Annotated in this window: 22 protein-coding genes; 12 read left to right on the plus strand and 10 right to left on the minus strand. The window is 73.8% G+C overall.

Annotated features, from left to right (window positions below):
• Positions 1–130 precede the first annotated feature (130 nt).
• The 3 genes from ACIPLC_RS28160 to ACIPLC_RS28170 all read right to left on the minus strand — a co-directional run bounded on the left by ACIPLC_RS28160 (position 131) and on the right by ACIPLC_RS28170 (position 3,084).
• The gene (locus tag ACIPLC_RS28160; RefSeq protein ID WP_400475814.1) at positions 131–1,423 is read right to left on the minus strand and encodes a TolB family protein; all 1,293 of its coding nucleotides are present in this window, start codon (positions 1,421–1,423) and stop codon (positions 131–133) included.
• Positions 1,424–1,631: 208 nt separating this feature from the next.
• The gene (locus ACIPLC_RS28165; protein WP_400475815.1) at positions 1,632–2,402 is read right to left on the minus strand and encodes a lysophospholipid acyltransferase family protein; all 771 of its coding nucleotides are present in this window, start codon (positions 2,400–2,402) and stop codon (positions 1,632–1,634) included.
• 262 nt (positions 2,403–2,664) lie between these two features.
• The gene (locus ACIPLC_RS28170) at positions 2,665–3,084 is read right to left on the minus strand and encodes a DUF4395 domain-containing protein (protein WP_400475816.1); all 420 of its coding nucleotides are present in this window, start codon (positions 3,082–3,084) and stop codon (positions 2,665–2,667) included.
• Positions 3,085–3,290: 206 nt separating this feature from the next.
• Here ACIPLC_RS28170 and ACIPLC_RS28175 point away from each other — a divergent pair, with 206 nt between their 5' ends.
• The 5 genes from ACIPLC_RS28175 (at position 3,291) to ACIPLC_RS28195 (ending at position 8,745) form a co-directional block, all read left to right on the plus strand.
• Entirely contained in the window at positions 3,291–3,704 is a 414-nt protein-coding gene (locus ACIPLC_RS28175) for a thioredoxin family protein (protein ID WP_400475817.1), read from the plus strand.
• 369 nt (positions 3,705–4,073) lie between these two features.
• Entirely contained in the window at positions 4,074–4,859 is a 786-nt protein-coding gene (locus tag ACIPLC_RS28180) for an electron transfer flavoprotein subunit beta/FixA family protein (protein ID WP_400475884.1), read from the plus strand.
• A gap of 44 nt (positions 4,860–4,903) precedes the next feature.
• On the plus strand, positions 4,904–5,866 hold the full coding sequence (locus tag ACIPLC_RS28185; RefSeq protein ID WP_400475818.1) for an electron transfer flavoprotein subunit alpha/FixB family protein: 963 nt from the start codon (positions 4,904–4,906) through the stop codon (positions 5,864–5,866).
• Positions 5,867–6,073: 207 nt separating this feature from the next.
• Positions 6,074–7,492 carry an acyl-CoA synthetase gene (locus ACIPLC_RS28190; protein ID WP_400475819.1) on the plus strand — a complete coding sequence of 473 codons (1,419 nt, stop codon included), beginning with the start codon at positions 6,074–6,076 and terminating at the stop codon, positions 7,490–7,492.
• Positions 7,493–7,803: 311 nt separating this feature from the next.
• On the plus strand, positions 7,804–8,745 hold the full coding sequence (locus tag ACIPLC_RS28195; protein ID WP_400475820.1) for a C40 family peptidase: 942 nt from the start codon (positions 7,804–7,806) through the stop codon (positions 8,743–8,745).
• 162 nt (positions 8,746–8,907) lie between these two features.
• On the opposite strand, the gene ACIPLC_RS28200 is transcribed toward ACIPLC_RS28195, so the two are convergent.
• Entirely contained in the window at positions 8,908–9,810 is a 903-nt protein-coding gene (locus ACIPLC_RS28200; protein ID WP_400475821.1) for a ribokinase, read from the minus strand.
• A 476-nt stretch (positions 9,811–10,286) separates the two neighbouring features.
• Here ACIPLC_RS28200 and ACIPLC_RS28205 point away from each other — a divergent pair, with 476 nt between their 5' ends.
• Entirely contained in the window at positions 10,287–11,354 is a 1,068-nt protein-coding gene (locus tag ACIPLC_RS28205; protein WP_400475822.1) for an NUDIX domain-containing protein, read from the plus strand.
• Positions 11,355–11,494: 140 nt separating this feature from the next.
• Positions 11,495–12,334: a DUF4184 family protein gene (locus ACIPLC_RS28210; RefSeq protein ID WP_400475823.1), complete on the plus strand. Its 840-nt coding sequence runs from the start codon at positions 11,495–11,497 to the stop codon at positions 12,332–12,334.
• Here the strand turns inward: ACIPLC_RS28210 and ACIPLC_RS28215 are convergent.
• A complete protein-coding gene (locus ACIPLC_RS28215) occupies positions 12,310–13,674 on the minus strand; it encodes a dipeptidase (protein ID WP_400475824.1) in 1,365 nt (454 codons plus the stop codon). The genes ACIPLC_RS28210 and ACIPLC_RS28215 overlap by 25 nt on opposite strands.
• A gap of 219 nt (positions 13,675–13,893) precedes the next feature.
• Here ACIPLC_RS28215 and ACIPLC_RS28220 point away from each other — a divergent pair, with 219 nt between their 5' ends.
• Positions 13,894–15,306, plus strand: a complete 1,413-nt coding sequence (locus ACIPLC_RS28220; RefSeq protein ID WP_400475825.1) for a geranylgeranyl reductase family protein — start codon at positions 13,894–13,896, stop codon at positions 15,304–15,306.
• A gap of 152 nt (positions 15,307–15,458) precedes the next feature.
• On the opposite strand, the gene ACIPLC_RS28225 is transcribed toward ACIPLC_RS28220, so the two are convergent.
• Positions 15,459–17,762, minus strand: a complete 2,304-nt coding sequence (locus ACIPLC_RS28225) for a glycosyl hydrolase family 18 protein (RefSeq protein ID WP_400475826.1) — start codon at positions 17,760–17,762, stop codon at positions 15,459–15,461.
• 326 nt (positions 17,763–18,088) lie between these two features.
• Here ACIPLC_RS28225 and ACIPLC_RS28230 point away from each other — a divergent pair, with 326 nt between their 5' ends.
• Entirely contained in the window at positions 18,089–18,862 is a 774-nt protein-coding gene (locus ACIPLC_RS28230; RefSeq protein ID WP_400475827.1) for an enoyl-CoA hydratase family protein, read from the plus strand.
• A 160-nt stretch (positions 18,863–19,022) separates the two neighbouring features.
• Here ACIPLC_RS28230 and ACIPLC_RS28235 read toward each other — a convergent pair whose 3' ends face one another.
• Positions 19,023–19,802, minus strand: coding sequence for a maleylpyruvate isomerase family mycothiol-dependent enzyme (locus tag ACIPLC_RS28235; protein WP_400475828.1), 780 nt, complete (start codon positions 19,800–19,802; stop codon positions 19,023–19,025).
• A gap of 167 nt (positions 19,803–19,969) precedes the next feature.
• Between ACIPLC_RS28235 and ACIPLC_RS28240 the strand changes: the two genes are divergently transcribed.
• Both ACIPLC_RS28240 and ACIPLC_RS28245 read left to right on the plus strand, forming a co-directional pair.
• On the plus strand, positions 19,970–20,725 hold the full coding sequence (locus ACIPLC_RS28240; RefSeq protein WP_400475829.1) for an acyltransferase: 756 nt from the start codon (positions 19,970–19,972) through the stop codon (positions 20,723–20,725).
• Positions 20,726–20,831: 106 nt separating this feature from the next.
• Positions 20,832–21,194: a peptidoglycan-binding protein gene (locus ACIPLC_RS28245; protein WP_400475830.1), complete on the plus strand. Its 363-nt coding sequence runs from the start codon at positions 20,832–20,834 to the stop codon at positions 21,192–21,194.
• A gap of 64 nt (positions 21,195–21,258) precedes the next feature.
• Here the strand turns inward: ACIPLC_RS28245 and ACIPLC_RS28250 are convergent, their stop codons facing one another.
• Positions 21,259–22,737 (minus strand): PucR family transcriptional regulator, encoded by a 1,479-nt coding sequence (locus tag ACIPLC_RS28250; RefSeq protein WP_400475831.1) that lies wholly within the window; start codon positions 22,735–22,737, stop codon positions 21,259–21,261.
• Between the two features lie 150 nt (positions 22,738–22,887).
• Here ACIPLC_RS28250 and ACIPLC_RS28255 point away from each other — a divergent pair, with 150 nt between their 5' ends.
• Positions 22,888–23,853 (plus strand): esterase/lipase family protein, encoded by a 966-nt coding sequence (locus ACIPLC_RS28255; protein WP_400475832.1) that lies wholly within the window; start codon positions 22,888–22,890, stop codon positions 23,851–23,853.
• Positions 23,854–23,947: 94 nt separating this feature from the next.
• On the opposite strand, the gene ACIPLC_RS28260 is transcribed toward ACIPLC_RS28255, so the two are convergent.
• A complete protein-coding gene (locus tag ACIPLC_RS28260) occupies positions 23,948–24,529 on the minus strand; it encodes a HutD family protein (RefSeq protein WP_400475833.1) in 582 nt (193 codons plus the stop codon).
• 108 nt (positions 24,530–24,637) lie between these two features.
• A complete protein-coding gene (locus ACIPLC_RS28265; RefSeq protein ID WP_400475834.1) occupies positions 24,638–25,951 on the minus strand; it encodes an MFS transporter in 1,314 nt (437 codons plus the stop codon).
• Between the last annotated feature and the right edge of the window lie 17 nt (positions 25,952–25,968).

Consider the following 25,968-nt stretch of genomic DNA (forward strand, 5'->3'; position numbering starts at 1 on the left):
GCTAAGCCTTACAGCGCCGATGGTACTGCAGGGGGGACCCTGTGGGAGAGTAGGACGCCGCCGAACAATCATTCACAAAGAACCCCCATCCGGGAGACCGGATGGGGGTTCTTTGCGTTTGCGTCGTGGCTCACTCGTCCTGGGGCTCTTCATCCTCTTCCTGTGGTCGTGGCCGTGGTTTCGCCTGGACCGGCGCCTGGGTGTCGGGTTGGGGCTGGACCGGCACCGCCGCCGTTCCCCACGCCGGTCGGGTCAGCCACGCGTCCCTGCCGTCGGTGAGCCGGGCGATGCCCGTTCCGTCCGGCCGCATGCTGTAGAGATCGGCGTCGGCGCGGGCGCCGGCGGGGGTCTGGGCGAAGACGATGGACTTGCCGTCGGGCGCGTAGGACGCGGTGCCGTAGAAGACGTTGGACGGGGCGGGGGTCAGCGCGCCGATGGCGGTGCCGTCGGGGTGGACGGTGTAGATGCCGCCGCCGGGGGCGTTGCCGGGGCTGGCTGGGTAGGTGGTGAAGAGGATCTGGGTGCCGTCGGGGGACCAGTTGGCGCGGTCTCCGGCGCGCAGTTCCCAGGGGGTGAGCTGCCGCAGCCCGGTGCCGTCCGCGGCGACGATGTAGATGGCGCGGCTGTTGGCGGGCTGACCGGTGGCACTGGTGCGGTACTCGAAAGTGAGCTGCTTGCCGTCGGGGGACCAACTGGGGTTGCTGACCTGCCCGGAGTGAGGCTTGTCGTTGGTGAGGAAGGTGAGCCGCTGGACGTCGGTGCCGTCGGGGCTCATCAGGTAGAGGTCCGAGTACTGGACCTGGTCGTTGTCGGCGCGGTCGAGGGCGCCCCAGGAGCGGCTGAAGGCGAGTTGCTTGCCGTCGGGCGAGTAGGCGGGGGCGCGTTCGTCCTCGTTGGCGCAGTCGGCGGTGCCGGTCTCGCAGAGCTGGCTGATCTGGTGGGCGTCGTCGCCGGTGGTGGAGACCGTCCAGAGGCGGGCGGCTCCGCTCCGCGGGTCGGTTCGGTCGAAGGCGATCGTGCTGCCGTCGGGGGACCAGTCGGGGCGGTCGTCGCGGGCGCGGTCGGGTGGCTGGGTGACCTGGCGCCGGTTGGTGCCGTCGGGTGCGATGGCGACGATGGCGCTGGTGGTGCGGGCGGAGTTGAGGAAGGCCCCGCCGACGATCAGACCGTTGTGCGCGGTGGCTGCGGGCGTTCCGGCGGCGGCGCCGACCGCGCCGGGGCTCGCGGCGTCGGCGCTCGCGGTGGCGGTCGTCGGTCCGGGTGCGGCGGAGGGGCTGTCCGCTTGGATCTCGGACAGGGGGATCTCGCCGGGTTCGGCGCCGCATCCGGTGAGCAGGGTGCCCAGCAGCAGAAGGCCCGCACCGGCGCTTGCGCGGGTGCGGGCTTTGGGTGTGGACCGGGGCGACTGCCGCGTGCGGGTCATCCGTGTCATGTCCGTTCCGACCTTTCCGACCTCTCCGACGTTCGCTCCGTCTCCGATTCAGGACGAAGGCCCCGCAAAGGGGCTGTCACTGTGTCAGACGGGGAGCGTCGGCGACCGGGCGACACGCGACGCCTCGCGTCCGGTCGGTCACACGGAGTAGAGGGCCTCGCGGAGTGGCGGCACGGGGTGGAACGGGGGCGGGACCGGGTCAGCCCCGGGCTGCGCGACGCTCGGCCTTGGCGAGGGCCTCCGCCTCGTCCTCGGCCTCGGCGACCTCCAGGGTGGGCGCGGTGCCGCCGAGGTGGGTGGGCAGCCACCAAGTGTCGTCCGGGCCCGAGGGCTTGCCGGGGTACCCGCGCTGGGCCTGGTCGAGCATCTCGCTCATGGCCGCGCGCAGCCGTCTGGTGACCATGACGGGCTTGTCGTCCGGACCGAGGTGAATCGGTTCGCCGATCATGATGGTGACCGGGACGTGGCGCTTGGTCAGGGTCTTCGGGCGGCCCTTGGTCCAGAGCTGCTGGGTGCCCCAGAGGATGACGGGCAGCAGTGGGGTGCCGGAGTCGGCGGCCATCCGGGCGGCGCCGGTCTTGAACTTCTTCAGCATGAACGAGCGGCTGATGGTCGCCTCGGGGAACACCCCGACGACCTCGCCGGCCTTGAGGGCACGCACGGCGGCCTCGTACGCGGGCTGCCCGTCGGTGCGGTCGACCGGGATGTGCTTCATGCCGCGCATCAGCGGGCCGGAGACCCGGTGCTTGAAGACGTCGTCCTTGGCCATGAAGCGGGTCTTGCGCTTGCCGCCGCGGTAGGCGCCGAGGCCGGCGAAGAGGAAGTCCAGGTAGCTGATGTGATTGCTGACCAGTACGGCTCCGCCCCTGGCGGGGATGTTCTCGGCGCCTACGATCTTGATCCGCACGTCGAGCGCACGGAAGGCGGTGAGTGCGGCGCCGATCACCGGCGGGTACACGAACTCTGCCACGGTCAGTCCTGACTTCCACGGGCCGGAGCCCGGTACGGCGGGTACCCGCGTCGCTGAGCGGGGGCCGACCGGAGCGCGGCACGCCGCGGCGGTCACGGGTGATTCACGGAGATGATCCCCCGAACGAGTGCCTGCTGTCACCTGAGCCGTGCGGTCAAGCGGATATTCGCGGTGTGATCTCCGTGATGAGTTCGGGTGGGAACTTTTCCCCTCCCCGGCGACCTGGGGTCCCGGTCCGTCCCGGAGACCCAGAGGGGGGCGGTCAGGCGCCGAGGCGCCCCTGGGCGCGCCGGACGAGGGGGTAGATCTCGCAGCCGAGGCAGTAGCCGAACACGGCGTTGAGGAAGGCCGCGGCCAGGGCGACGGCCGTCGCCAGCAAGCCGAGCCAGGTCACTCCGGTGAGGAAGCCGAGGGCGCCGACGGCGGCGAACACCAGGCCGACGCCCTGCGCGAAGCGGGGCGGTCGCTCGTCCTCGGTCTCCGAGGGCGAGGCCAGTCGGGGGAGGAGGAAGGCCTGGTACAGCCAGCCGTAAGGAGAGAGTCGCAGGCCGCCGAACGCGCCGAGTGCGAACACGAGGGCCTGGGCGGCTAGCAGCACTCCGCTGCCGGTGATGAGGGCGGCGGCCAGGACGACAGAGGTGAGCGCGGCGGCGAAGCGGGGACCGCGGGGGTCTATCTGCACGAGGGCTCCGGGATGGTCGCGACGGGCGGCGGCGGGGCGCGTCAGCGACAGCGGGTGGTGGTGGCCCGGCCCAGGCTGACGACGCGGCGGGAGGTCGGCAACGGCGGTGCGGTGCGGTCAGAGTCCACCCGGTGATCGTACGCGGGCCCGGCCCCGGTGGTCGACCTCCCTTTCGAGGCCCGGGGCCGCTGCCGCAGACTGGGGGGATGACCGGGTTGGTGGTGTGCGTCGTCGTGCTGGCGCTGGCGACCACGTTCGGGCTGCTACGGGTCAGGCGCGACGGGAGGCTGAGGGTGCGCACCAAGGACGGGGCGGTACGGCTGACGGAGGCGGAGCTGGGTGGGGCGCTCGGCGAGCGGGCGACGCTGGTGCAGTTCTCGACGGCGTTCTGCCAGCCGTGCCGGGCCACCCGCCGGGTGCTCGCGGAGGTGGCCGGGATGGTCGACGGGGTGACGCATGTCGAGGTGGACGCCGAGGAGCGGCTGGAACTGGTCCGCCGGCTGGAGATCCTGCGCACGCCGACCGTCCTGGTGCTGGACGCGGGCGGTCGGGTGGTGCGCCGGGCGGCCGGGCTGCCACGCAAGGCGGATGTGATCGCGGCGCTCGGCCGGGCGGTGTGAGCGGGGGCGCGGCGGGCGGCGGCGGTCGAGGGCGAGCAGGTAACAGCTGACAGAAGACAGATAACAGCGAACAGATAACAGATTTCGTTCGCTGTTATCTGTTAGCCGCCGGGCCCGGCGATCCCGCGGCGGATATGCCGCCCCCATCGGGTGGTGTCGGGGTTGCGTTGGGGCAGGATGGGCGCAGGTGGAAGTGCAGCCGTCCGACCTAAGCTACTGGCCAGTAGTGGCCGCTGTGCTACTGCCGAGTATGCTGCCAGGAAGTTCCGGACCGGCACGGGAACACGCTGCCCGGAGCGGGTGCGTGCCGTGTTCGCGCCCGCTTGCACAGCCGCAGCCGCCGGACGAGACCAGTACAGGAGACAGGCCGTGAGCTTGAGGATCGTTGTCTGTGTGAAGTACGTGCCGGACGCGACGGGTGACCGTCGGTTCGCGGACGATCACACCACCGACCGGGAGGGTGTGGACGGCCTTCTGTCGGAGCTGGACGAGTACGGCGTGGAGCAGGCGCTGCGGATCGCTGAGGCGAACGAGGGTGCCGAGGTGACGGTGCTGACGGTGGGGCCGGATGATGCGAAGGACGCGTTGCGCAAGGCGTTGTCGATGGGTGCGGACAAGGCCGTGCACGTGAATGACGAGGACATCCACGGTTCGGATGTGATCGGGACGTCGGCGGTGCTGGCGAAGGCGCTGGAGCGGACCGGGTTCGACCTGGTGATCGGTGGGATGGCGTCGACGGACGGTTCGATGGGTGTGCTGCCGGCGTTGCTGGCGGAGCGGCTGGGGGTGGCGCAGGTGACGCTGCTGTCGGAGGTGTCGGTCGAGGGCGGTGTGGTGCGGGGCCGTCGTGACGGTGACGCGGCGACGGAGCTGGTGGAGGCGGCGCTGCCGGCGGTGGTGTCGGTGACGGACCAGTCGGGTGAGGCCCGGTACCCGTCGTTCAAGGGGATCATGGCGGCGAAGAAGAAGCCGGTCCAGTCGCTGGACCTGGACGATCTGGGCATCGAGGCCGGCGAGGTCGGTCTGGGGGGTGCGTGGACGGCGGTGGAGTCGGTGGCGGCGCGTCCGGCGCGGACCGCGGGCACGGTCGTCAAGGACGAGGGCGAGAGCGGCAGGCAGCTCGCCGGCTTCCTCGCCGACCAGAAGTTCATCTAGTCCCCCCGTTCGCGCATCCAACGATTGATCAGGAGCAACGAATCATGGCTGAGATCCTGGTTCTGGTGGACCACGCCGACGGTGCGGTCCGCAAGCCGGCCCTCGAACTGCTGACCCTGGCCCGCCGGATCGGTGAGCCGTCCGCGGTCGTGCTGGGCGCCGGTGCCGCCGCCGCCGACCTCGCCGCCAAGGCCGCGGAGTACGGCGCGGCCAAGGTGTACGTCGCCGAGGGCGCCGAGTTCACCGACCAGCTGGTCGTCCCCAAGGTGGACGCCCTCGCCCAGATCGCCAAGGCCAACGACGCCGCCGCCGTGCTGGTCACCTCCTCCGGCGAGGGCAAGGAGATCGCCGCCCGGGTCGCACTGCGCCTGGGCTCCGGCATCATCACCGACGCCATCGACCTGGAGGCCGGTGACGGCGGTCCGGTCGCCACCCAGTCGGTGTTCGCCGCGTCCTTCCAGGTGAAGTCGAAGGTGACGAAGGGCGTGCCGGTCATCACCGTGAAGCCGAACGCCGTGGCTCCCGAGGCCGTTGCGGCCGCAGGTGCGGTGGAGAACGTGGTGGTGGAGTTCACCGGCAACGCGGCCAAGGTGACCTCGCGCACCCCGCGCGTCTCGACCGGGCGTCCGGAGCTGACCGAGGCCGCGATCGTGGTCTCGGGCGGCCGGGGTGTCGGCGAGGCGGCCGGCTTCGGCGTCGTCGAGGAGCTCGCGGACGCGCTGGGCGCGGCCGTCGGTGCCTCGCGCGCCGCCGTCGACGCGGGCTGGTACCCGCACAGCAACCAGGTCGGCCAGACCGGCAAGCAGGTCTCGCCGCAGCTGTACATCGCGGCGGGCATCTCCGGCGCCATCCAGCACCGGGCCGGCATGCAGACCTCGAAGACCATCGTGGCCGTCAACAAGGACCCGGAGGCCCCGATCTTCGAGTTGGTCGACTACGGCGTGGTCGGCGACCTGTTCGCCGTGCTGCCGCAGCTGACCGCCGAGGTGAAGGCCCGCAAGGGCTGATCCCCGCACACGACAGCCGAGGGCGTGGCACCGGGTACCCGGTGCCACGCCCTCCGGCGTTTCCGGTACCGGCAGGCAGGCAGGCAGGCCGGGCGGTCGGCCGGTACGGGCCCGGCGGGTGGTAGCCGACGGCCGCCGCGCACGGGCGGGCCGGGTGCGGCCCGTAGAGTCGGCGCGACAGCGTGAGACGAGGGCGAGGACGGAAGCATGGCACTGCTGACCGCACTTCAGGGCGACTACGGGGACGCGGCGGACGCGCTGCGGATCGACGGGCGGGCGCTGTCCCGCGAGGAGCTGCTGGGCGCGGCGACCGCCGTCGCCGACCGGGTGGCCGGTGCCCCCGCGCTCGCGGTGCTCGCCCGGCCCGCCGTCGAGACCGTCATCGCCGTGGTCGGCGGTCTGCTCGCGGGCGTGCCCGTGGTGCCGCTGCCGCCCGACTCCGGGCCCAAGGAGCGCGAGCACATCCTGCGCGACTCGGGTGCGGCGCTGCTCGCGCACGCCGTGGGTGATGCCGTGCCGGGTGGGGTGGCGGGGGTACCGGTCGACCCGGTGGAACGCGCCACCACCACGTACGCCGAGCCCGCGTCGGACGCCACCGGCTTCGTCCTCTACACCTCCGGCACCACCGGGGCGCCCAAGGGAGCCGTGATCCGGCGCGCGGCGATCGCCGCCGACCTGGACGCCCTCGCCGCGGCCTGGCAATGGACCGCCGAGGACACCCTCGTCCACGGCCTGCCGCTGTTCCACGTCCACGGGCTGCTGCTCGGCGTCCTCGGCGCCCTGCGGACCGGCAGCCGGCTCGTGCACACCGGGCGGCCCACCCCGGCGCGGTACGCGGCCGCGGGCGGCAGCCTGTACTTCGGGGTGCCGACCGTCTGGTCCCGGGTGGCGGCCGACCCCGGGTCGGCGGGTCGGCTGGCCTCGGCCCGGCTGCTGGTCTCCGGCAGCGCGCCGCTGCCGGTACCGGTGTTCGAGAAGCTGGCGGCGCTCACCGGGCACGCCCCGATCGAGCGCTACGGGATGACCGAGTCGCTGATCACCGTCAGCACCCGGGCGGACGGCGAGCGCCGACCCGGCAGCGTCGGCCTGCCGCTGGACGGGGTGCGCACCCGACTGGTCGGCGAGGACGGCGTGCCGGTGCCCTCCGACGGGGAGAGCGTCGGCGAGTTGCAGGTCGCCGGGCCGACCCTGTTCAGCGGGTACCTCAACCGGCCCGACGCGGATGCCGAGGCCTGGACGGCGGACGGCTGGTTCCGCACCGGCGACGTCGCCGTGATCGGCGAGGACGGCTTCCACCGGATCGTCGGTCGCGCCTCCGTCGACCTGATCAAGAGCGGCGGCTACCGGATCGGCGCCGGCGAGGTGGAGGCCGCGCTGCGCGACCACCCCGCAGTCGCCGACGCGGCGGTGGTCGGCGCGCCGGACGAGGACCTCGGGCAGGCCATCGTCGCGTACGTGATCCCGGACGGTGCTGTGACGGGGGAACAGCTGACGGCCTTCGTGGCGGAGCGGCTGTCCGCGCACAAGCGGCCGCGTCGGGTCGTGCTGGTGCCCGAACTGCCCAGGAACGCGCTGGGAAAGGTGCTGAAGAAGCAGCTGCTGGCGGAGGCCGACCAGCAGGGGTGAGGGGGCGCCGGGGTGCCGCCCCGATGACGGGCCTTCACCCTGATGCCCCGTCGGTGCTCACCGGCCGTGAACCCTTCCATTGGCTCACTCCACTGCGCGCCGTGAGCGGACGCGTGCCTACCGTGACACGCAGGCAGAACTGAATCCCTGGGCGGCATGCCGCGGCTCCCGGTCGTACGACCGGAAGCCGCGGCATGCCGGGCGGGGTCTGCCGAGCCGTACGTGCCGTCTCACCGGGACGTGCGTGTCCGTAGCCGATTCCGCAGCCGCCCCCGTGGCGGCAGTTCGCAGCAGTGAGGGAAGACAGCAGGATGACCACCGTCAACACCGGCGCGCCGGGTGCCGCCGACGAACCGACCGGGCAGCACGCTGCCGCCACCGCGGACCAGCGGGCGGCTGCCGTCCGCCCCGTCCGCCCCGTCCGTCCCTCCCGGGCCGCGCGGGTGCGTCGGGGGATAGGCATGGTGGCCGTGATCGTGGCCGGCGCGGGTGTGATCGGCCTCGGCACCGGCGTCAGCCCCGCAGCCGCCGAGTCGGCACCGGCGCACGCCGGGTGGGATGGCTCGCGGTACTGGTTCAAGAGCAGTCAGGGGCAGTGGCGCTGGACCACGCACTACGACGTGTACGTGGCGCGGACGGGGGACGGATCCTCCTCCGCGGCGAAGTCCCCGTCGGCGGGTGCGAAGTCGGGCGGGGGGATCAAGCAGGGGTGGGATGGCTCGCGGTACTGGTTCAAGAACAGTCAGGGGCAGTGGCGCTGGACGACGCACTACGACGTGTACGTGGCGCGGACGGGGGACGGGTCCCCGTCGTCGTCCGGATCATCCGGATCATCCGGATCGTCCTCGTCGGGCTCGTCGGGCTCGCCCGCTGGGGCGGTGGCGGGGGACCAGAACGTCGAGTCCGCCGTGCAGTTCGCGCTGAGCCAGCTGGGCAAGCCGTTCCGGACCGCGGGCAACGGGCCGGACGGGTACGACTGCTCGGGCCTCGTGCAGCAGGCCTTCCGGCGCGGCGGGGTGAACCTGCCGCGGATGGCCAACGACCAGTACGCGGCGGCCACGCCCATCAACGCCAGCCAGCTGCGCCGGGGCGACCTGCTGTTCTGGTCCCCGAACGGCACCAAGCGGGGCATCCAGCACGTGGCGATCTACCTGGGCAACAACCAGTACGTCGAGGCGGCACGGCCGGGGACGCTGGTCCGGATCTCGGGGATCAGCAGCGGCTACTACCCGTCGTACATGGGGCGGCCGTAGGTCGAGTGCTGTTCGGCAAGTGGGCAGGGGCGTCTGGGGGTTGTGGCCCGGGCGCCCTTAGGGCCTGGCAGACACGCCCTAGTTCGGAGCGGGCCCGGCCTGCCCGCCCAGCTTGCCCGGCTCCGTCGGCCGTCGGCTGGTCAGTGGCTGGTCAGTGGCTGGTCAGAGGTCGGTCGGGCGGGGGAGGGCGCCGCGGGCGCCGAGGGCGGTGACGGCGAACGCACCGGCGGCCACGGCGGCGGCCGCTGCGGCGGGGAGGGAGGCGCCGCGGGCGAGCTCGGCGGCGAGGGCGCCGCAGAAGACGTCGCCGGCACCGGTGGTGTCGACGACCTGGACGGCGGGGGCGGGCAGCCGGGCCGACCGTTCCCCGGTGGCGACCAGCGCGCCCTCGCCGCCGAGGGTGAGCACGACGCCGTCGGCGCGGCGGGCGAGGTCCCGGGCGGCCTCCTCGACGGTGGGGGCGCCGGTCAGCTGGCGGGCCTCGACGGCGTTGGCGACGACCAGGGGGCGGCGCCCGGTCGGACTGGTGTCGGGGAGCGTGCCGGCGGGGGCGGCGTTGTGAACCCAGTGGACGCCGTCGGTGGGCAGGGCGGCGGCGGCCGCGCGGATGCACTCCTCGGGGACCTCGCCGCTGGTGTGGAGCACGTCGACGGGGAGCAGGTGGAGGCGGGCGAGTGCGGCGGTGACCTCGGCGGCGGTCAGGTGGGCATTGGCGCCGGGGACGACGACGATGCTGTTCTCGCCGGCGGGGTCGACCATGACGATCGCCTGCCCGGTCGGTGCGTCGGGGTGGGTGAGCACGGCGCCCGTCTCGACCTCCGCGCCGCGCAGGTCGGCGAGCGCAGCCTCGCCGTCGGCGTCGCGCCCGACCTTCGCGACCAGGCGGGTGGCGGCGCCCATGTGCGCCGCCGCCACCGCCTGGTTCGCGCCCTTGCCGCCGAACCCCTGGGTGGCGGCGGTGGCGAGGACGGTCTCGCCGGGGGCGGGGAGGACGGGGCAGCGGAGGATGCGGTCGGCGTTGACCGAGCCGATGACGACGACGCGGCCGACTGGGAGCAGCTTCATCGTTCCTCTGTACGTGCTGGGGTGCGCGCGGCGCAAGCAGGCGCCGGGGGGCGCGCGAGGGGTGCGCGTGGGGTGCGGGGAAGAATATGTCGACCGGTCTACTGAATTATGTCGACCGGTCTAGAGATTTCCGGGGAAAATCTGTCGGTCGGTCTACATAGTCGGGTGGAGGTGGAGATGTGGGGTGATCTGGGGAGATGATGGCGCACAGGAAGTCGGGCAGGCCGACTTCCTGTGCGCGCAGGGTGTGAGCAGGGTGCAACTTTGATGTAGACCGGTCTACATATTTCCCCCGGGAGGCGGCTGGCCTGGGCACATGCCCCTGTCAAAGGGCGGGTTGGGGCGCAACGGCGGGCGCGGCGGGGAGGTATGGGGAGCGGCGTGACGCGGGTACCACCACGGGTGGCGCTGGTTCGGCCGACGGGGGCGCTGCCCGGTGCGAACGGCATCGGGGCAAGTCGAGGGCAGGGGACGTTGTGATCGTCTGGGTCAATGGCACATTCGGGGCGGGCAAGACGAGTGCCTGCCGCGAGCTGGTGGAACTGCTGCCCGGGAGCGTGCTCTTCGATCCCGAGCTGGTGGGCTTCGGCCTGCGCCGGATGCTCCCGGCCGACCGGCTGGCGACGGTGTCCGACTTCCAGGACCTGGCGGCCTGGCGCCGGCTCGTCCCCGAGACGGCGGCCGCGCTGCTCAGCGAGGTCGCGGGCCCGCTGGTGGTCCCGATGACGCTGCTCAGGGAGGACTACCGGGACGAGATCTTCGGCGACCTCGCCTCCCACGGCATAGCGGTGCACCACTTCGTCCTGGATCCAGAAGAAACGATCCTGCGTCGCCGTATCGCCCACCGCGACGAGTGCCCGGGCGATCCGGAGACCAGCGAGCGGGTCCGCACGTGGTGCTTCGAGCACGTGGCCCGCTACCGGGCCGCCCGGCGCTGGCTGGTCGAGGACGCCCGGATGCTCGACACCAGCGAGCTCACCCCCCTCGAGACCGCCCACCGGATCGCCGAACTGGTCCGGGTCGGTGCCGCCCGCTGCCCCATCGTCCAGACGCCCGACCCGACCGGGGACACCGTGGCCTCCGCCGTCCTGTTCTTCGACGAGCAGGACCGCGTCCTGCTCGTCGACCCCGTCTACAAACCCGACTGGGACTTCCCCGGAGGCGTGGTCGAACGCGGCGAGGCCCCCACCGACGCGGCCCTGCGCGAAACGGCCGAGGAACTGGGCCTGCGGCTCGACCCGACCGGGCTGCGCCTGCTCGCCGTCGACTGGGAGCCGCGCACCGGCCCGCGCCGCGGCGGCCTGCGCCTGATGTACGACGGCGGCCAACTGGACGCCGCCGCCCGCCAGAACCTGCTGCTCCAGGCGGAGGAACTGCGCGACTGGCGCTTCGTCACCCTGGACGAGGCCGCCGACCTGCTGCCCCCGAGCCGCTACCGCCGCCTCGCCGCGGCCCTGGACGCTCGCCGCAGCGGCGAGTTGCGCTACCTGGAGGCGGGCCGCCGGGTCGCGCTCGGCCTGGCCAGCACCGCGGACGCCGCGTAGCCGCCCGGGGTGCCGGACCCCCCTGGCGCTAGCCCCCCCCGGTGCTGGCCCCCCTGGCGCTAGCCCCCCGGCGCTGGCTCCCCGGCGCCGGACCACCCCGGCGTTGGCCGACGGCTCGGCAGGGGCGGGAAGATGGGGGCATGCCGTTCACACTGAGCCACCCCGCCGCCGTCCTGCCCCTGCTGCGCGCCGCCGGGGAGCGCGGGCCGCTGGTCGCCTCGGCGCTGGTCGCCGGGTCAATGGCGCCCGACGTCCCGTTCTTCGCCGAGTCGCTGCTGCCGGGCGTGTACGGCCATGGCGGTCTGACGCACCGCTGGTGGGCCGTGCCGACGCTGGACGTGGCGATCGCGGGCGCGCTGGTGGTCGGCTGGCACGGTCTGCTGCGTGCACCGCTGGTGGCGCTGCTGCCCGACCGGTGGGCGGGCGCGGCCGAGGCGCTGACGGTCCGGCGGCCCGCCGGCGGTGGGGCCGGTACGGGGGCGGCGTGGTTCGCGGCGTCGGCGGCGATCGGCGCGGCCACCCACGTCGGCTGGGACGCGTTCACCCACGAGGGCCGACTGGGTGTCCGGCTGCTTCCGGTGCTGGACCGGGAGGTGGCCGGGGTCCCGCTCTACTCGGCACTGCAGTACGGCAGTTCGGCACTGGCCCTGGCCGCGATGGCGGGTTGGGCGGCGCGGGCGGTGCGGGGCGTGGAGCCGGTCCGCCCGGCCGTGGCACTCGCTCCCCGGGCGCGCCGGGTCGCCGTCGCCGCCCTGGGCGCGGCGACGGCGGCCGGGGTGCTGCACCGGCTGGCCCCGTTGCGGCGGAACCTGATCCCGGAGTTCTGCTTCGGCGCCGGGGCCGGGCTCGCGGTGGGCGCGGTCGGTTACGCGGTGGTGGCGGGTGCCGCCCGCAGGTTCCGGGGCGGGCGGCCGGGGCCGGGGACCACCACCGGTGGTCCCCGGACCAACGTGCGTCAGACGGAACGCAGTTCGGCGTAGCGGCGGAGGAACAGGGCCTCGGTGAGGGCCATCCGCTCCAGCTCCTGCGGGTCGACGCTCTCGTTGACCGCGTGGATCTGGGTGGTCGGCTCCTCGACGCCGATCAGCACGATCTCGGCGTTCGGGTAGAGCGAGCGCAGCGTGTTGCAGAGCGGGATCGAGCCGCCCTCGCCGGAGGCGACCATCTCGGTGCCGAAGGCCTCGGCCATGGCCTCGCCCATCGCCTCGTACGCCGGGCCGGTGGTGTCGGCGCTGAACGGGGCGCCCTTGCCCTGGCGTTCGACGATCAGGTGGGCACCGAGCGGGACCTGCGCCTCCAGGTGGGCGACCAGCGCGTCCTGGGCGGCGGTCGGGTCGCTGCCCGGCGGGACGCGCAGGCTGACCAGGGCCTTGGCGGCGGCCTGGACGGAGGAGGTGGCGCCGATCACCGGCGGGGCGTCGATACCGAGGACGGTGATCGCGGGGCGGGCCCACAGACGGTCGGAGATGGTGCCGGTGCCGGTCAGGGCGACCCCGTCGAGGACCCTGGCGTCGGAGCGGAACTGCTCCTCCGGGTACTGGACGCCGCTCCAGGTCTGGCCGCCGGTCAGCCCGGCCACCGCGACGTCGCCGTGCTCGTCGTGCAGCGAGGCGAGCATCCGGACCAGCGACTGCAGCGCGTCCGGGGCGACGCCGCCGAAGGCGCCGGAGTGCAGGTTGCCGGCCAGGGTGGTGATCGCGACCTCGACGACCGTCATGCCGCGCAGCGAGGCGGTCACGGTGGGCAGGCCGAGGGCGAAGTTGCCGGTGTCGCCGATGACGATGGCGTCGGCGGCGAGCAGCTCGGGGTGGGCCTCGGCGTAGCGCTCCAGGCCGCCGGTGCCCTGCTCCTCCGAGCCCTCGACGATGATCTTCAGACCGACCGGGTAGCTGTCGCCGTACGCCTGGCGCAGCGCCCGCAGGGCGGTCAGGTGCATCAGGATGTTGCCCTTGCAGTCGGCGGCGCCGCGCCCGTACCAGCGGCCGTCACGCTCGGTCAGTTCGAAGGCGGGGCTGAGCCAGGCGTTCTCGTCGAGCGGGGGCTGGACGTCGTAGTGCGAGTAGAGCAGGACGGTCGGCGCGCCCTGGGGGCCGGGCAGTTCGGCGTAGACGGACTGGGTGCCGTCCGGGGTGTCCAGCAGCTGGACGTTGGTCAGGCCCTCGGCGGCGAAGGCGTCGGCGACCCAGCGGGCGGCCTTCTCGCACTCCTCGACCGGGAACTGGCGCGGGTCGGCGACCGAGGGGAAGGCGACCAGTTCGGCGAGGTCGGTGCGGGCACGGTCCATCAGGGACCGGACGGCGTCGACCAGGGGCTGTGACATCGGGGGCTCCGAGGGGGCGGCTCCGCCCGAGGGGTGGTGCGGGCGGAGGGGTCGGTTGGGGTACCGCCGATCATAGGCGCACTCGAACAAGTTCGATCGGGCAATTCGTCCCAGCGATTCGGTCCGGTGGATCGGCCCGGCGGATCCGGTCGGGTTCGGTCTGGCGTTCGGGGCGGCGCGGCCACCAGCGGGCCCGGCGGACGCATAGGATTGCTCGACGTGACTGACTCCGGAAGCTCCGATTCCCGCAGCCCACTCGACACCGAGGCCTCGCCGCTCGACGCCGAGGTGTCCGGACGGCCGTCAGGCCGGTCGTCAGGTCAGCCGTCAGGCGAGGCGTCCGAGGGGGCGCCCGGGACGGTGCCCGAGACCGGGACGGTGCCCGAGACCGGGACGGTGTTCGAGGCCGAGACCGAGACCGAGGCTGCGCCGCGGGTCGGCCGGTCGGCGCCCGAGCCGCTCGACGGCGTCTGGGACGTCGTGGTGGTCGGCGCCGGACCGGCCGGGGCCTCGGCCGCGCACGCCGCCGCCGTCCAGGGCCGGCGGGTGCTGCTCCTCGACAAGGCCGAGCACCCCCGCTACAAGACCTGCGGTGGCGGCATCATCGGCCCGTCCCGGGACAGCCTGCCGCCCGACTTCCGGCTGCCGTTGCAGGACCGCGTGCACGCCGTCACCTTCGCCTACGACGGGCGGTTCACCCGGACGCGTCGGTCCCGGCGGATGCTGTTCGGCCTGGTCAACCGGGACGAGTTCGACCTGCGCCTGGTGCAGGCGGCCAAGCAGGCCGGGGCGGTGCTGGTCACCGGAGTGACCGTCACCGGCGTCGAGCAGCGCGGCGGCGAGCACCGGACGGCGCTGGTGACGGCGGCCGACGGGCGCACGTTCGAGGCGCGTGCGGTGGTCGGCGCGGACGGCAGTGCCAGCCGGATCGCCCGGCACGTCGGCGTCACCTTCGACCAGATCGACCTCGGCCTGGAGGCGGAGATCCCCGTCCCGCCGCAGGTCGCCGCGGACTGGTCCGGCCGGATCCACCTCGACTGGGGCCCGCTGCCCGGCAGTTACGGCTGGGTGTTCCCGAAGACCGAGTCGAGCAGCCTGACCGTCGGCGTCATCTCGGCGCGCGGCGACGGCGAGCGGACCAAGCAGTATCTCGCCGACTACATCCGGCGGTTGGGGCTGTCCGGCTTCTCCCCGAGCGTGGAGTCCGGGCACCTGACCCGCTGCCGGGCCGAGGACTCCCCGCTCGCCCGCGGCCGGGTGCTGGTCGCCGGGGACGCGGCCGGACTGCTGGAGCCGTGGACCCGCGAGGGCATCTCGTACGCGCTGCGCTCGGGTCGGCTGGCCGGCGAGTGGGCGGTGAAGGTCGCGGAGGCGGGCAAGGCGGCGGACGTACGGCGCGAGGCGCTGAACTACGCGTTCGCCATCAAGGCCGGGCTGGGCGTGGAGATGCGCGCCGGCAAGCAGCTGCTGGGCGCCTTCGAGCGGCGCCCGTACCTGTTCCACGCGGCGGTCTGCCTGGTGCCGCCGGCCTGGCGGGCCTTCGCCCGGACCACCCAGGGGCACACCACCTTCGCGCAGGTGCTGCGGCAGTACCGGGCGGCCAGGAAGCTGGCGGCGATGGCGTCCCGGTGACGGGAGGCGCGTGTGGCCGGTGAGGCCTGTGAGGTCCATGAGGCGCGCGGGGTGCGTGGGGTGGGTCGGGCCCGTGAGGCGCGGGCCGGCGCTCCGTTGCGCGGAGCGCCGGCCCTTGCGGCCTCACCGGCCCAACGGGACGTGCTCTCCGGCTATTTGAGCCCGGAGTCGAGTGCGTTGATGAGTGTGCCGGAGGGAGTGTCGCCGGACATCTCCCAGATCATGCCGCCGAGCAGGTTCTTCGACTTGAGGTAGGCCGTCTTCTGGGTGATCGACCAGGCGTCGTCGAAGGTCCACCACTGTCCGCCGGTTCCGGTGTAGCCGTACGTCGCAACGGACTTGGGGTCGTGGTGGACGGTGAGGTTGGGGACACCGGTGATGAGGTTGTTGTAGCCGCGGGTGCCGGCCTCCTCGGCGAACTGGCCCGGGGCAGCGCCGTTCGCCGACTGCCACACGCCGGAGGCGCCGCCGTCCGCCACGCCCTGCCAGCCGCGCCCGTAGAACGGGAAGCCGATGGTGAGCTTGCGCGGGTTGACCCCGGCGCCGAGGTAGGTCTGGACCGCCGCGTCCACGCTGAAGTGGAAGTTGTACGGGTCGTTCGGGTCGGCGTAGAGGTTGGCCTGGGGGCCGGTGCGGTTGGGTTCCCAGGAGTTGTCGCTGCCGGAGCCGTGGAAGTCGTAGCCCTGGACGTTGGCGATGTCCAGCGAGCTGAAGATCTTCGTGAGGTCCCAGCCCGCGGCGACCTTCGCCGGGTCGGCCGGGGTGAAGGCGGTGAGCAGCTTGTGCGAGCCGCCCAACGCGTCGAGCTGCTTGCGGAATTCGGCCAGCAGCAGGGTCAGGTTGCCCTTGTCGTCGGCGCTCCAGTGGTTGCCGGCGTGGCCGTCGGCGGAGCCGGGCCACTCCCAGTCGAGGTCGACGCCGTCGAAGATCCCGGCCGCCACGCCGTCGCCGCCGGCGCCGTTGTAGACCGGCAGGTTGCCCTTGATCCACACGTCGAGGCAGGACTTGACGAACTTCTGGCGGGACGCGTCGGTGGCGGCGACGTCCGAGAAGTACTTGGAGTACGTCCAGCCGCCGAGCGAGACGACCACCTTCAGGTTCGGGTACTTGGCCTTCAGCTTCTTCAACTGGTTGAGGTTGCCGCGGAGTTTGCCCCAGCCGTCGTCGGCCACGCCGTCCACCGACTGGTCGGCGCTCATCGGGCGGGCGTAGTCGGCGTCGGCGTCACCGGCGCCGGTGCCCTGGTCCGGGTCCTGCGGGTTGGCGGTGGTGCCCTTGGTGACGCCCGCCAGGCAGGTCAGGTTGATCGGATCGATGTTCTCGAAGGCGTAGTTGACGACGTCGAGCTTGGCCGCGCTGCCCGAGGTGTCGAGGTTCTTGACGAAGTACTGGCGGCCGTAGATGCCCCACTGGACGAAGTAGCCGACCCGGGCGTACTTTCCGGCGCCGACCAGGTCCGAGGTGGTGACGGTGAGCGGTGCGGAGGCGGGCGAGGTGTTGTCGGCGGGGTCGCGGGCCTTCACGGTGAACGTGTACGTGGTGGACGGCGACAGGCTGCCGACGGTCGCGGTCAGCGTGCCGCCGCCGACCGTCGCCACCAGTGATCCGCCCTGGTAGACGTCGTACGCGGCGACCCGGACGTTGTCGGTCGCGGCGTTCCAGGCGAGTGTGACGTCCGACGAACTGACCGCCGTGGAGCGGAGGTTGGTCGGCGCGGTGGGCGGGACGGGGTCGGTCGACGGGTCGAAGGTGGCGGCGGTGACGGGCGCGCTGAGCGGTCCGGTGTTGCCGCGGCTGTCCTTGGCCCGGACGGTCAGGGTGTACGTGGTGGCCGGGGTGAGCCCGGTGAGCAGGGCGCTGGTGGTGGTGCTGGAGCCGACCACGGTGGTGCCGTTGAGCACGTCGTAGGAGGCGACCGGGAAGTCCCCGCCGGTGGCGGCCGGCCAGTTCAGGGCGAGCGTGTGCGCGGTGGACTCGGTGACCGCCGGGGTGCCCGGCGCGGACGGCGGGACGTCGGCGGTGCCGTCGCACTTGTCGCCGTTGATGCGGCAGTTGGTCGGGGTGGCGACCGGGCCGTTGCCGACGAACCAGAAGCTGTACGGCTCGGTGGTGCCGTGGGCGTTGACGGTGGCGTTGTAGAAGGCGTTGGTCGCGGTGACGTGCTGGCCGTTGACGGTGGCGGTGCCGTTGTAGCTGTTGCCGATGGTGACGCCGGCCGGCAGGTCGAACTCCAGGGTCCAGCCGGTCACGGCGGTGGCGTTGTCGTTGTGGACGATGTAGGTGCCCTGCCACCAGGAGCCGTTGTCGGCGGTGGTGAAGGCGGCGGTGAGCTTTCCGGCGGCGTTCGCCGGGGCGGCCAGCGCGGTGAGCGCGGCGAGGGGTAGGAGCAGGGCGGAGAGCAGTGCCAGCAGTCTGCTGCGCACGCGCGGGCGCCTGGCCCGGGATCGAGCGGACATGGTTCTCCCTGTGACTGTGGGGGTTGGACAGGGTGTTGTAGAACCGTGGGGCTTGGTGCGTGTGCGACGGGTGCCCGCGCCGTGGGGAGACGGGGCATGGGCACTGTAGGAGGACTGGACCAATGCGTCAACAGGTCTGTACCACTGGTGAGTTGGACGGTATCGGCCGGGGGCGGCGGCCCAGCGGAGAGCGCGCTGAACGGCCGCGGCGGGGTTGGCTCTGGCCGAGGGGCGGGTGGGCGTGCCAGAGTCGTCCGGGCGTCGCCCGGGCACTCCGGGCGGCGCGGCAGTCCGACCCACCCTCAGCCGGAAGGCAGGCCCCGCCGATGACCAGCGCAGAGCCCCTCGTCCGCGTCACCACCGCCGACGCCGTCACCACGATCACCCTCGACTCGCCGCACAACCGCAACGCGCTCTCCACCCGGCTGATGGCCGAACTGCACGCCGGCCTGGCGGTCGCCGCGGCCGACCCGGAGGTCCGGGCCGTGGTGCTCGGGCACACCGGCAAGGTGTTCTGCGCGGGCGCGGACCTGTCCGAGGCGACCGGCGCGGACCCGACGGTCGGCCCGCGCGGCCTGGTCGAGCTGCAGCGGGCGATCGTCGACTGCACCAAGCCGGTGATCGCCGTGATCGACGGGCACGCCCGGGCCGGCGGCCTCGGCCTGATCGGCGCGGCGGACCTCGCCCTCGCCGGGCGGGCCGCGACCTTCGCGTTCACCGAGGTCCGGCTCGGCCTCGCGCCCGCCGTGATCTCGCTGCCGCTGCGCCCCAAGCTGGACCCGCGCGCCGCCTCCCGCTACTACCTCACCGGCGAGGTCTTCGACGCCGCCGAGGCGGCCCGGATCGGCCTGATCACCCGTGCCACCGAGTCCGCAGAGGACACCGGGGTCGCCTTGAAGGGCCTGCTGGACGCGCTGCGCCAGGGCTCCCCGCAGGGGCTGGCGGAGTCCAAGCGGCTGGCCAACGCCGACGTGGTGCGGTCCTTCGAGCGGGACGCGGAGGGGCTGGTGGAGCTGTCGGCGCGGCTGTTCGGGTCGGCGGAGGCGCAGGAGGGGATGCGGGCGTTCCTGGAGAAGCGGCCCGCGCGCTGGGTGCGCTGACCCCGGGCCGCCTCGCTCCCGGGCCGCCCCACCCTGGGGCCGCCTCGCTCCCCGGCCGCCCCACCCCCCAAGGCAGCTCCGGCTCCCGCTCCCGGCCATGGCTCCGCTCCCGGCACGCGGCGCTCTACCCGCGGCGCCCTGGGCGCCGCACGGTCTCAGCTCAGCCGATGACCGTGCTGGTCCGCCAGAGTTCGAGCAGCGCCTCGTCGCCGTCGAGTTCGACCTGCGCGGGCCCGACCGGCAGCCGGTTCCACAGCAACAGGTACAGGTCGTGGGCGGGGCCGGTGAGGGTGAGGTCGGTGGGTTCGGCGGCGGCGCCCGTGCCGGTGGCGCCGCCGGTGCCGACGGTCGGCGGCTCCTGGGTGATGGTCAGGTGCCAGGAGCCGGGGCCGTCGGTCGCCCGGACCCCGATGGTGCGGGTCCGTTCGCTGCGCAGCCGGGACCGGCTGCCGGCCACGAAGCCGCGCAGCAGCTCGTCGATGCCGTCGAGGGCGAGGGCGGTGTCCACCCTGGGGCCCGCGGTGCCGGCCGCCGCGTCGGCGTCGGCGCGGTGGACGGCGGTCTCGTGGGCCTGGCGGCGGGCCCAGAACCCGAGCGGGCTGGGCGACGGCAGGAAGCTCCAGCACTCGACGTCGGCCGGGGCCCGGGTGAGCGTGTCCACCAGGGCGGCGTGGCCCTCGCGGAACCAGTCGAGCAGTGCCGCGTCGGACGGCGCCGGCCCGATCGCGGCCCGTCGGCCGTCCTCGTCCAGCGGCGCGAGCAGGCCCTGGGAGGGGTAGGCGGCGGCCCAGCGGTGGACGTTCCCGACGTGCCTCAGCAGGTCGTTCAGGCTCCACTCCGGGCAGGTCGGTACGGGGGCGGCGAGGTCGGTCCGGGCGGCCGCTTCGGCGAGCAGGGTGCCCTCGCGGCGCAGCGCGTCGACGTGTTCGGTGATCTCCATGGGAGGGAGTGTTCCACCGGAGCCCGCCGCCGGCCGCGGTTTTCGGACGCACCCGGTCGGCGGTCGGGCCCGGTCGTGGGAGGCCGCAGGCCAGGGCGGCTGCGGGGCGCGTGTGATGTTGGCCGCCCGGCGGCCGGTCGAACCCTACGGGCCGGTAACGTGAGCGCATGCCGATATCCCGTTCGCTGCTCTCCGCGGTCAGGGCCGGTGGCCGCCGTGCCGCCGGCCGCTTCGTCCACCGGGGCTGGCGCTGGGTGCAGCGGACCGGTGCGGTCACCCGGCAGAGCCCGGGCCCGTACCGGTTCGGCGAGTTGGGCGACGGCACGACGCTGGCGTTCCCGCTCGGCGCGGTGTTCAACGAGCAGTGGATCATCATCGGGCCGTTCTCGATCATCGGCGAGCGGGTCACCATCAGCGCCGGATTCCTGCCTGGACTCGACCTCGGGCCCGAGCCGATCGTGCGGATCGGCGGTGGCTGTGTGATCGGCCGGGACAGCCACATCGTGGGCCATCAGTCGATCGTCCTCGGTGACGACGTGTGGACCGGGCCCGGGGTCTACATCTCCGACCAGGCGCACGAGTACCGGGCCACCGACCTGCCGATCGGCAAGCAGTGGCCGCGCAACGAGCCGGTGGAGATCGGCGCCGGGAGCTGGATCGGCACCGGAGCGGTGATCCTGCCGGGGTCCCGGCTCGGCCGCAACGTGGTGGTCGCGGCGGGCGCGGTGGTGCGCGGCGAGGTGCCCGACCACAGCGTGGTGGCCGGGGCGCCGGCCAAGGTGGTCCGCCGTTGGACGGCCGAGGAGGGCTGGCAGCCGCCGCTGCGCCACGACGCGCCCCAGCCGGTGCCGGACGGCGTGACGGCGGAGCAGCTGAGGGCCCTGGTGGGGTGGGACCTGCGGTTGCCGGGCGAGCAGGGCTGATGATCGCTTTGCCGATCCTTGAGGTGGATCGTCCGTGTTCCTGACGATTCGTCGGTTAGGGTGCCATTCGTTCGAATCTCATCGACCTATCGAACGGGGGACTCCTATGCGCAACCGTCTCGTCAGCGGCCTCGTCGCCGCTGGAATCGTGCTGGCGGCCGGGATCGCGACCGCGCCCGCCGCCTCGGCGCAGGCCTCGCAGTACTGCGGCTACACCGACTCCCAGCCCACGCTGGGCTACAACTCCGGTGGTGACGCGGTGAAGCAGCTCCAGTGCGAGCTGAACCACGTCCCGTACTCGTCCGGGGGCGCCGGGCTGGACGTCGACGGGGCCTGGGGCAACGCGACCGACGCGGCCGTCTGGAAGTTCCAGCGGTGCGCCGGCATCGGGCAGGACGGCGTCGTCGGTTCGCAGACCTGGGCCACGCTGAACGGGTGGGTAGGGGCCCACGTCTCGCTGAACTGCTGAGTCCGGGCTCGGCCGTACCGGCACCCGCGCCGCCGTTCCCGGCGGGGCGGGTGCCGCTGCGTCGCTATCGGACTGCGGGGGCCTGTTCGGCGGCCCGGGCGGCGATGGCGGCGGTGATCCGCAGGACGTCGGCGGGGCGGGCGGGGTCGAGGCCGGTGAGGGCGGCGATCCGGCGCAGCCGGTAGTCGACGGTGTTCGGGTGCAGGTGCAGGGCGCTCGCGGTGTGTCGCCGGTTGAGCCCGCCGGCCAGGTGGGTGCGCAGGGTGGTGAGCAACTCCCCGCCATCGGCCAGCGGTTCGAGCAGCGCCGCGAGCCGGGCGCGGGCCGGGCTGGGGCGGGTGAGCTGGTATTCGAGCAGGACGTCGTCGAGCCGGTACAAGCCGGATGGACGGTCGAACGCGCGGGCCACGTCCAGGACTTCGTACGCGAGCGCGGCCGCGCTGGGCACCTCGCCGGGTGCGGCGGCGGCCGTCGCGGCCAGGACGGGGACGCCCCCGGCCCGGGCCGCCGCGGCGACGGTGGCGGCGAGGTGCTGCCACGGGGGCTCGGCGGGCGTACCGGCCCGCCCGGACGCTCTCTCCGGCCGGTCCTCCGGCCAGCCCTCCGGCCGCTCCTCCAGCGGCGGGCCGAGCGGGACGAGCGCGAGGCCGCCCGAGGGGGTGAGCGCGGTGAGCGCCGACTGCCGCGTCCGGTGGTCGAGTTCGGCGACGAGTCGGCGGAGCTTGCGGCGGGCGGCGATGCCCGGGTCGACGCCGGGGGCGTGCTCGTCGGGGTGGTCGGCGACGGACAGGCACAGGACGGCGTACCGGGTCGGCAGCCGGAGTCCGGCCCGGGCGGCGGCCTCGTCCGCCGGGGCGCCGGCGAGCAGCGTGGTGAGCAGCGACTGCCGGGCGGCGCTGCGCCGGCCGCCGGTCGGGCGGCGTTCGTCGAGGTAGCCCGCGCCCGCGGCGGTGGTGGCCTGGCGGAGCTGGTCGAGCAGCAGCCGGTTGAGGACGAGCAGGTCGGCGGCGTCGCCGTCGCGGGCGTGCCGGGTGACGAACTCCCAGCAGACCTCCAGCCCGAGGTGGTGGGCGAGCAGGACGGCGTCCAGCGGCAGGCCCTCCTCGGCACGGTGGGCGGCGGCCTCCCGGACGGCGGCGAACTCCTCGCCGGGGGCGGGGAGTCCGGTGCGAACGGCGTGGGCCAGGGCGCGGATCCTGCGCTCGGTGTCGCGGGTGAGTTCACCGGTGAGCTGTTCGCGGGGCAGGCGGCGGTAGACCGGTACGCGGTCCAGCAGGGCGGTGACCACGCTCTCGGCCAACTCGCTTACGCCGCCCAGGAGTCGCTGGTCGGCCGGTCGGCCGCCGATCACCGGGACGCGCCAGCCGGGCGTGCGGTCGGGGGTTCGGTCGGGGGTTCGGTCGGGTGCGGAGGCGAGCTCGGTGCGGGGTGCGGAGGCGAGCTTGGTGCGGGGTGCGGCGGCGGGGTCAGGGTCGGGTTCGGAGTGGGGCATGTCGTCGGGTGAGCGGCCGGGCGAGGCGTCGGGTGCGTTGTGACCGGTCACAGAGAACACCGTCCAGGTCTGGGGAACGCCCAAGGGCCGGGCCGGAGGGGCGACCGCATGATGGAGCCACTCGGGTTACCTGTTGGTAACAAACTTCCGCCGTGGAGGCAACAGTTGAGAACCCCACTTCTCCGCTTCTCTGCAACTCCCGTGCGCCGCAGGCTCGGCGGAGCCTTCGGCACGACCCTGCTGGCGGGCGCGCTGCTGGTCGGCGCGTCGGCCGCCCCGGCGAGCGCCGCGACGTCTCCCTCCGTCGTGACCGCCGCCGCCGGCTCCAGCACCGCCGCCCCCGCCCCAGCCGCCTCCGTCGCTGCTGAACTGCCGCCCGACGGCGACTCGGTGGCCTCGCCGCCCGGCGCCAACGACTGGAGCTGCCGCCCGACCGCCGCCCACCCCAACCCGGTGGTCCTCGTGCACGGCACCTTCGCCAACCGCTACGAGAACTGGCTCGCCCTCTCCCCGCTGCTGAAGGGCCTCGGGTACTGCGTCTTCGCACTCGACTACGGCACCATCCCGGGCATCACCTCCAGCGGCAGCGGCCTGCTGCTGCCGATCGGCGGCCTGGGCCCGGTGCCCGAGTCGGCCGCCCAACTCGGCCGGTTCGTCGACCTGGTGCGGAACGCGACCGGCGCGGCCAAGGTCGACATCGTCGGGCACTCGCAGGGCGGCATGCTGCCGAACTACTACCTGAAGTTCCTCGGCGGTGCCGCGAAGGTCGGCCGGCTGGTCGGCCTGGCGCCGTCCAACCACGGCACGACGCTCGACGGGATCACCAAGCTCGCGCCGTACTTCCCCGGCGTCGCGGACCTGATCTACACGGTCTGCCAGGCCTGCCGCGACCAGGCGGTGGGCTCCGACTTCAACCGTACGATGGCCTCCCGTCCGGACACCGTGCCGGGCGTGCGCTACACGGTGATCTCGACCGTGTACGACGAGGTCGTCACCCCGTGGCGGACCCAGTTCCTGACCGGGTCGGCCGTCGACAACGAGGTGCTCCAGGACCACTGCCCGGTCACCCTCGCCGAGCACGTGGCGATCGCGTTCTCGCCGACGGCGCTGCACCTGGTGACCAACGCCCTGGACCCGGCGCACGCCACACCGGTGCTCTGCGGCTGAGCCCTACCCGCCGGAACGCCCCGGCCCGGGAGGGTGCCCTCCCGGGCCGGAGCATCCGGGCATCCGGATGCCTTGGCGTCTTGGAGTCTCGGCGTCAGCGTGACGGGCGGAGCGTGACCACGGCGGTGGCCCCGCCGGCCCGGACCCGCACCTCGCGCGGACCGGCCCCCTCCAGCAGGGCGGCGTCGTAGCGGTCGAGCACCGCGTCGCCGTCGACGGCGGCCGACCCGGCGAGGCAGACCAGCAGCACGGTCGCCTCCGGCGGGACGTCCACGGCGGCCGGCGCGGTGAGCACGTCCACGGTGGCGCCGACCCGGCCGCGGCGGGTCATCACGTTGAAGTCGACCACCGGGCCCGCCGGCAGCCGACAGTCCGTCACGGCGTCGCCGGGGAAGGCGAAGGGGCGGAAGGGGGCGTCGACGGGGTGCTCGGTGCCGTCGACGGTGAGCGTCATGCCGGGGCCCTCGACCAGGGTGATCACCCGGTCGACGCCGGGGAACGGCGAGAACGGCCCGGCCGACGCGACGTCCGCGAGGCTGACCCGCCAGTCGAAGGCGTCCAGCCCGGCCCCGACCGGGAAGCCGGCGACCTCCCTGGTCACCCCGCCCCCGTTGAGCCACGCCGTGGCCGGGCGCTCGTCCGCCCGCAGTACCTGGATCCGTCCGCTGCTCGTCATGGCCCGCATCCTGCCACCACGTCCACGAGCAGCCACGTCGGGGCGGCGCCCGGGCCGTCGGCGGCGGGGCCGGTCAGACCGGCCGTGCCGCCGACCCGGGCGCTCCCGTCAGCGCCGGCCGACGGCCAGCGGCAGGAGCGCCGCCGCCGTGGCCGCCACCGCGACGGTGGTCAGGGCCATCGGCAGCCCCGCCGCGTCGGCGAGGAAGCCGATCACCACCGGACCGATCAGCATGCCGCCGTACCCGAGCGTCGAGGCGAACGCCACGCCCTGCGGGCCGCCCGCCGCACCGGCCCGGGCGATCGCGAGCGGGAAGACGTTGGCGAGGCCGAGGCCGACCAGGACGAACCCGCAGACGGCCAGCGGCACCACCGGGGCGAGGGCGGCGACCAGCATGCCGGCCGCTGCGGTCAGCCCGCCGAGCAGCATCAACCGGGTCTGGCCGAGCCGGATGGACAGCCAGGTGCCGCCGACCCGTCCGCTGGTCATGGCGAAGGCGTACGCGGCGTACCCGGCGGCGGCCGTCCCGGGGCTGGCGTGGACGTCGTCGGTGAGGTGGAGGGTGGTCCAGTCGGCGATCGCGCCCTCGCCGTACGCGGTGCACAGCGCGGTGAGGCCGAGCAGCAGGACGAGCAGCCGCAGGTGCGGGGCGGCGCGGCCGGTCGCGGTGCTGGTGCCGTGGTCGCCTGCGCCTGCGCCTGCGCCTGTGCCTGCGCCTGTGCCTGCGCCTGTGCCGTTGCCGACGGTGTCGCCGTCGCCCGTGCGGCCGGGCGCGACCAGCGGCGCGGCCGGGCTGCGCAGCAGGACGACACCCGCGGCGGCGGTGACGGCGAGGCCGAGCAGTCCGCCGAGCGCGAGCGCCCAGGCGGTGCTCAGCACACCGGCGAGGAGCCCGCCGAAGCCCGCGCCGAGCAGACCGCCGAGGCTGTACCCGGCGTGGAAGCTGGGCATGACGGGCCGTCGCAGCTGCGCCACCAGGTCGACGGCGGCGCTGTTCATCGCGACGTTGGCGCCGCCGTAGCCGGCGCCGAAGAGCAGCAGTACGCCGCCGAGCGTGGTGACCGAGTGGGCGTGCGCGGGCAGTGGTACGGCGAGGCTGAGCAGGACGAGCGAGCCGACGGTCACCGGGCGCGAGCCGTACCGCAGGCACAGCCGTCCGACGAGCGGCATGGTGAGGACGGCGCCGATCGACAGGCAGAGCAGGGCGAGCCCGAGGGCGCTGTGCGAGGCGTTGACCTGGCTGCGGATGTCCGGGATGCGGACCACCCAGGCGGCGAAGAGGAAGCCGTCGACGGCGAAGAACGCGGTGAGCGCGAGCCGTGCGGAGCCCCAGGGGCTGTCCGTTCCCGGGGGTGTGCTGCGAGACTGGGGGGAGGTCGGGTCGGTGCGAGGGCGCGAGCGGATTTTGTTTCGAAGCGGCACAAAGTCACAATAGGGGC

The sequence above is a fragment of the Kitasatospora sp. NPDC086801 genome (assembly GCF_044745805.1).
Classification (GTDB): domain Bacteria; phylum Actinomycetota; class Actinomycetes; order Streptomycetales; family Streptomycetaceae; genus Kitasatospora.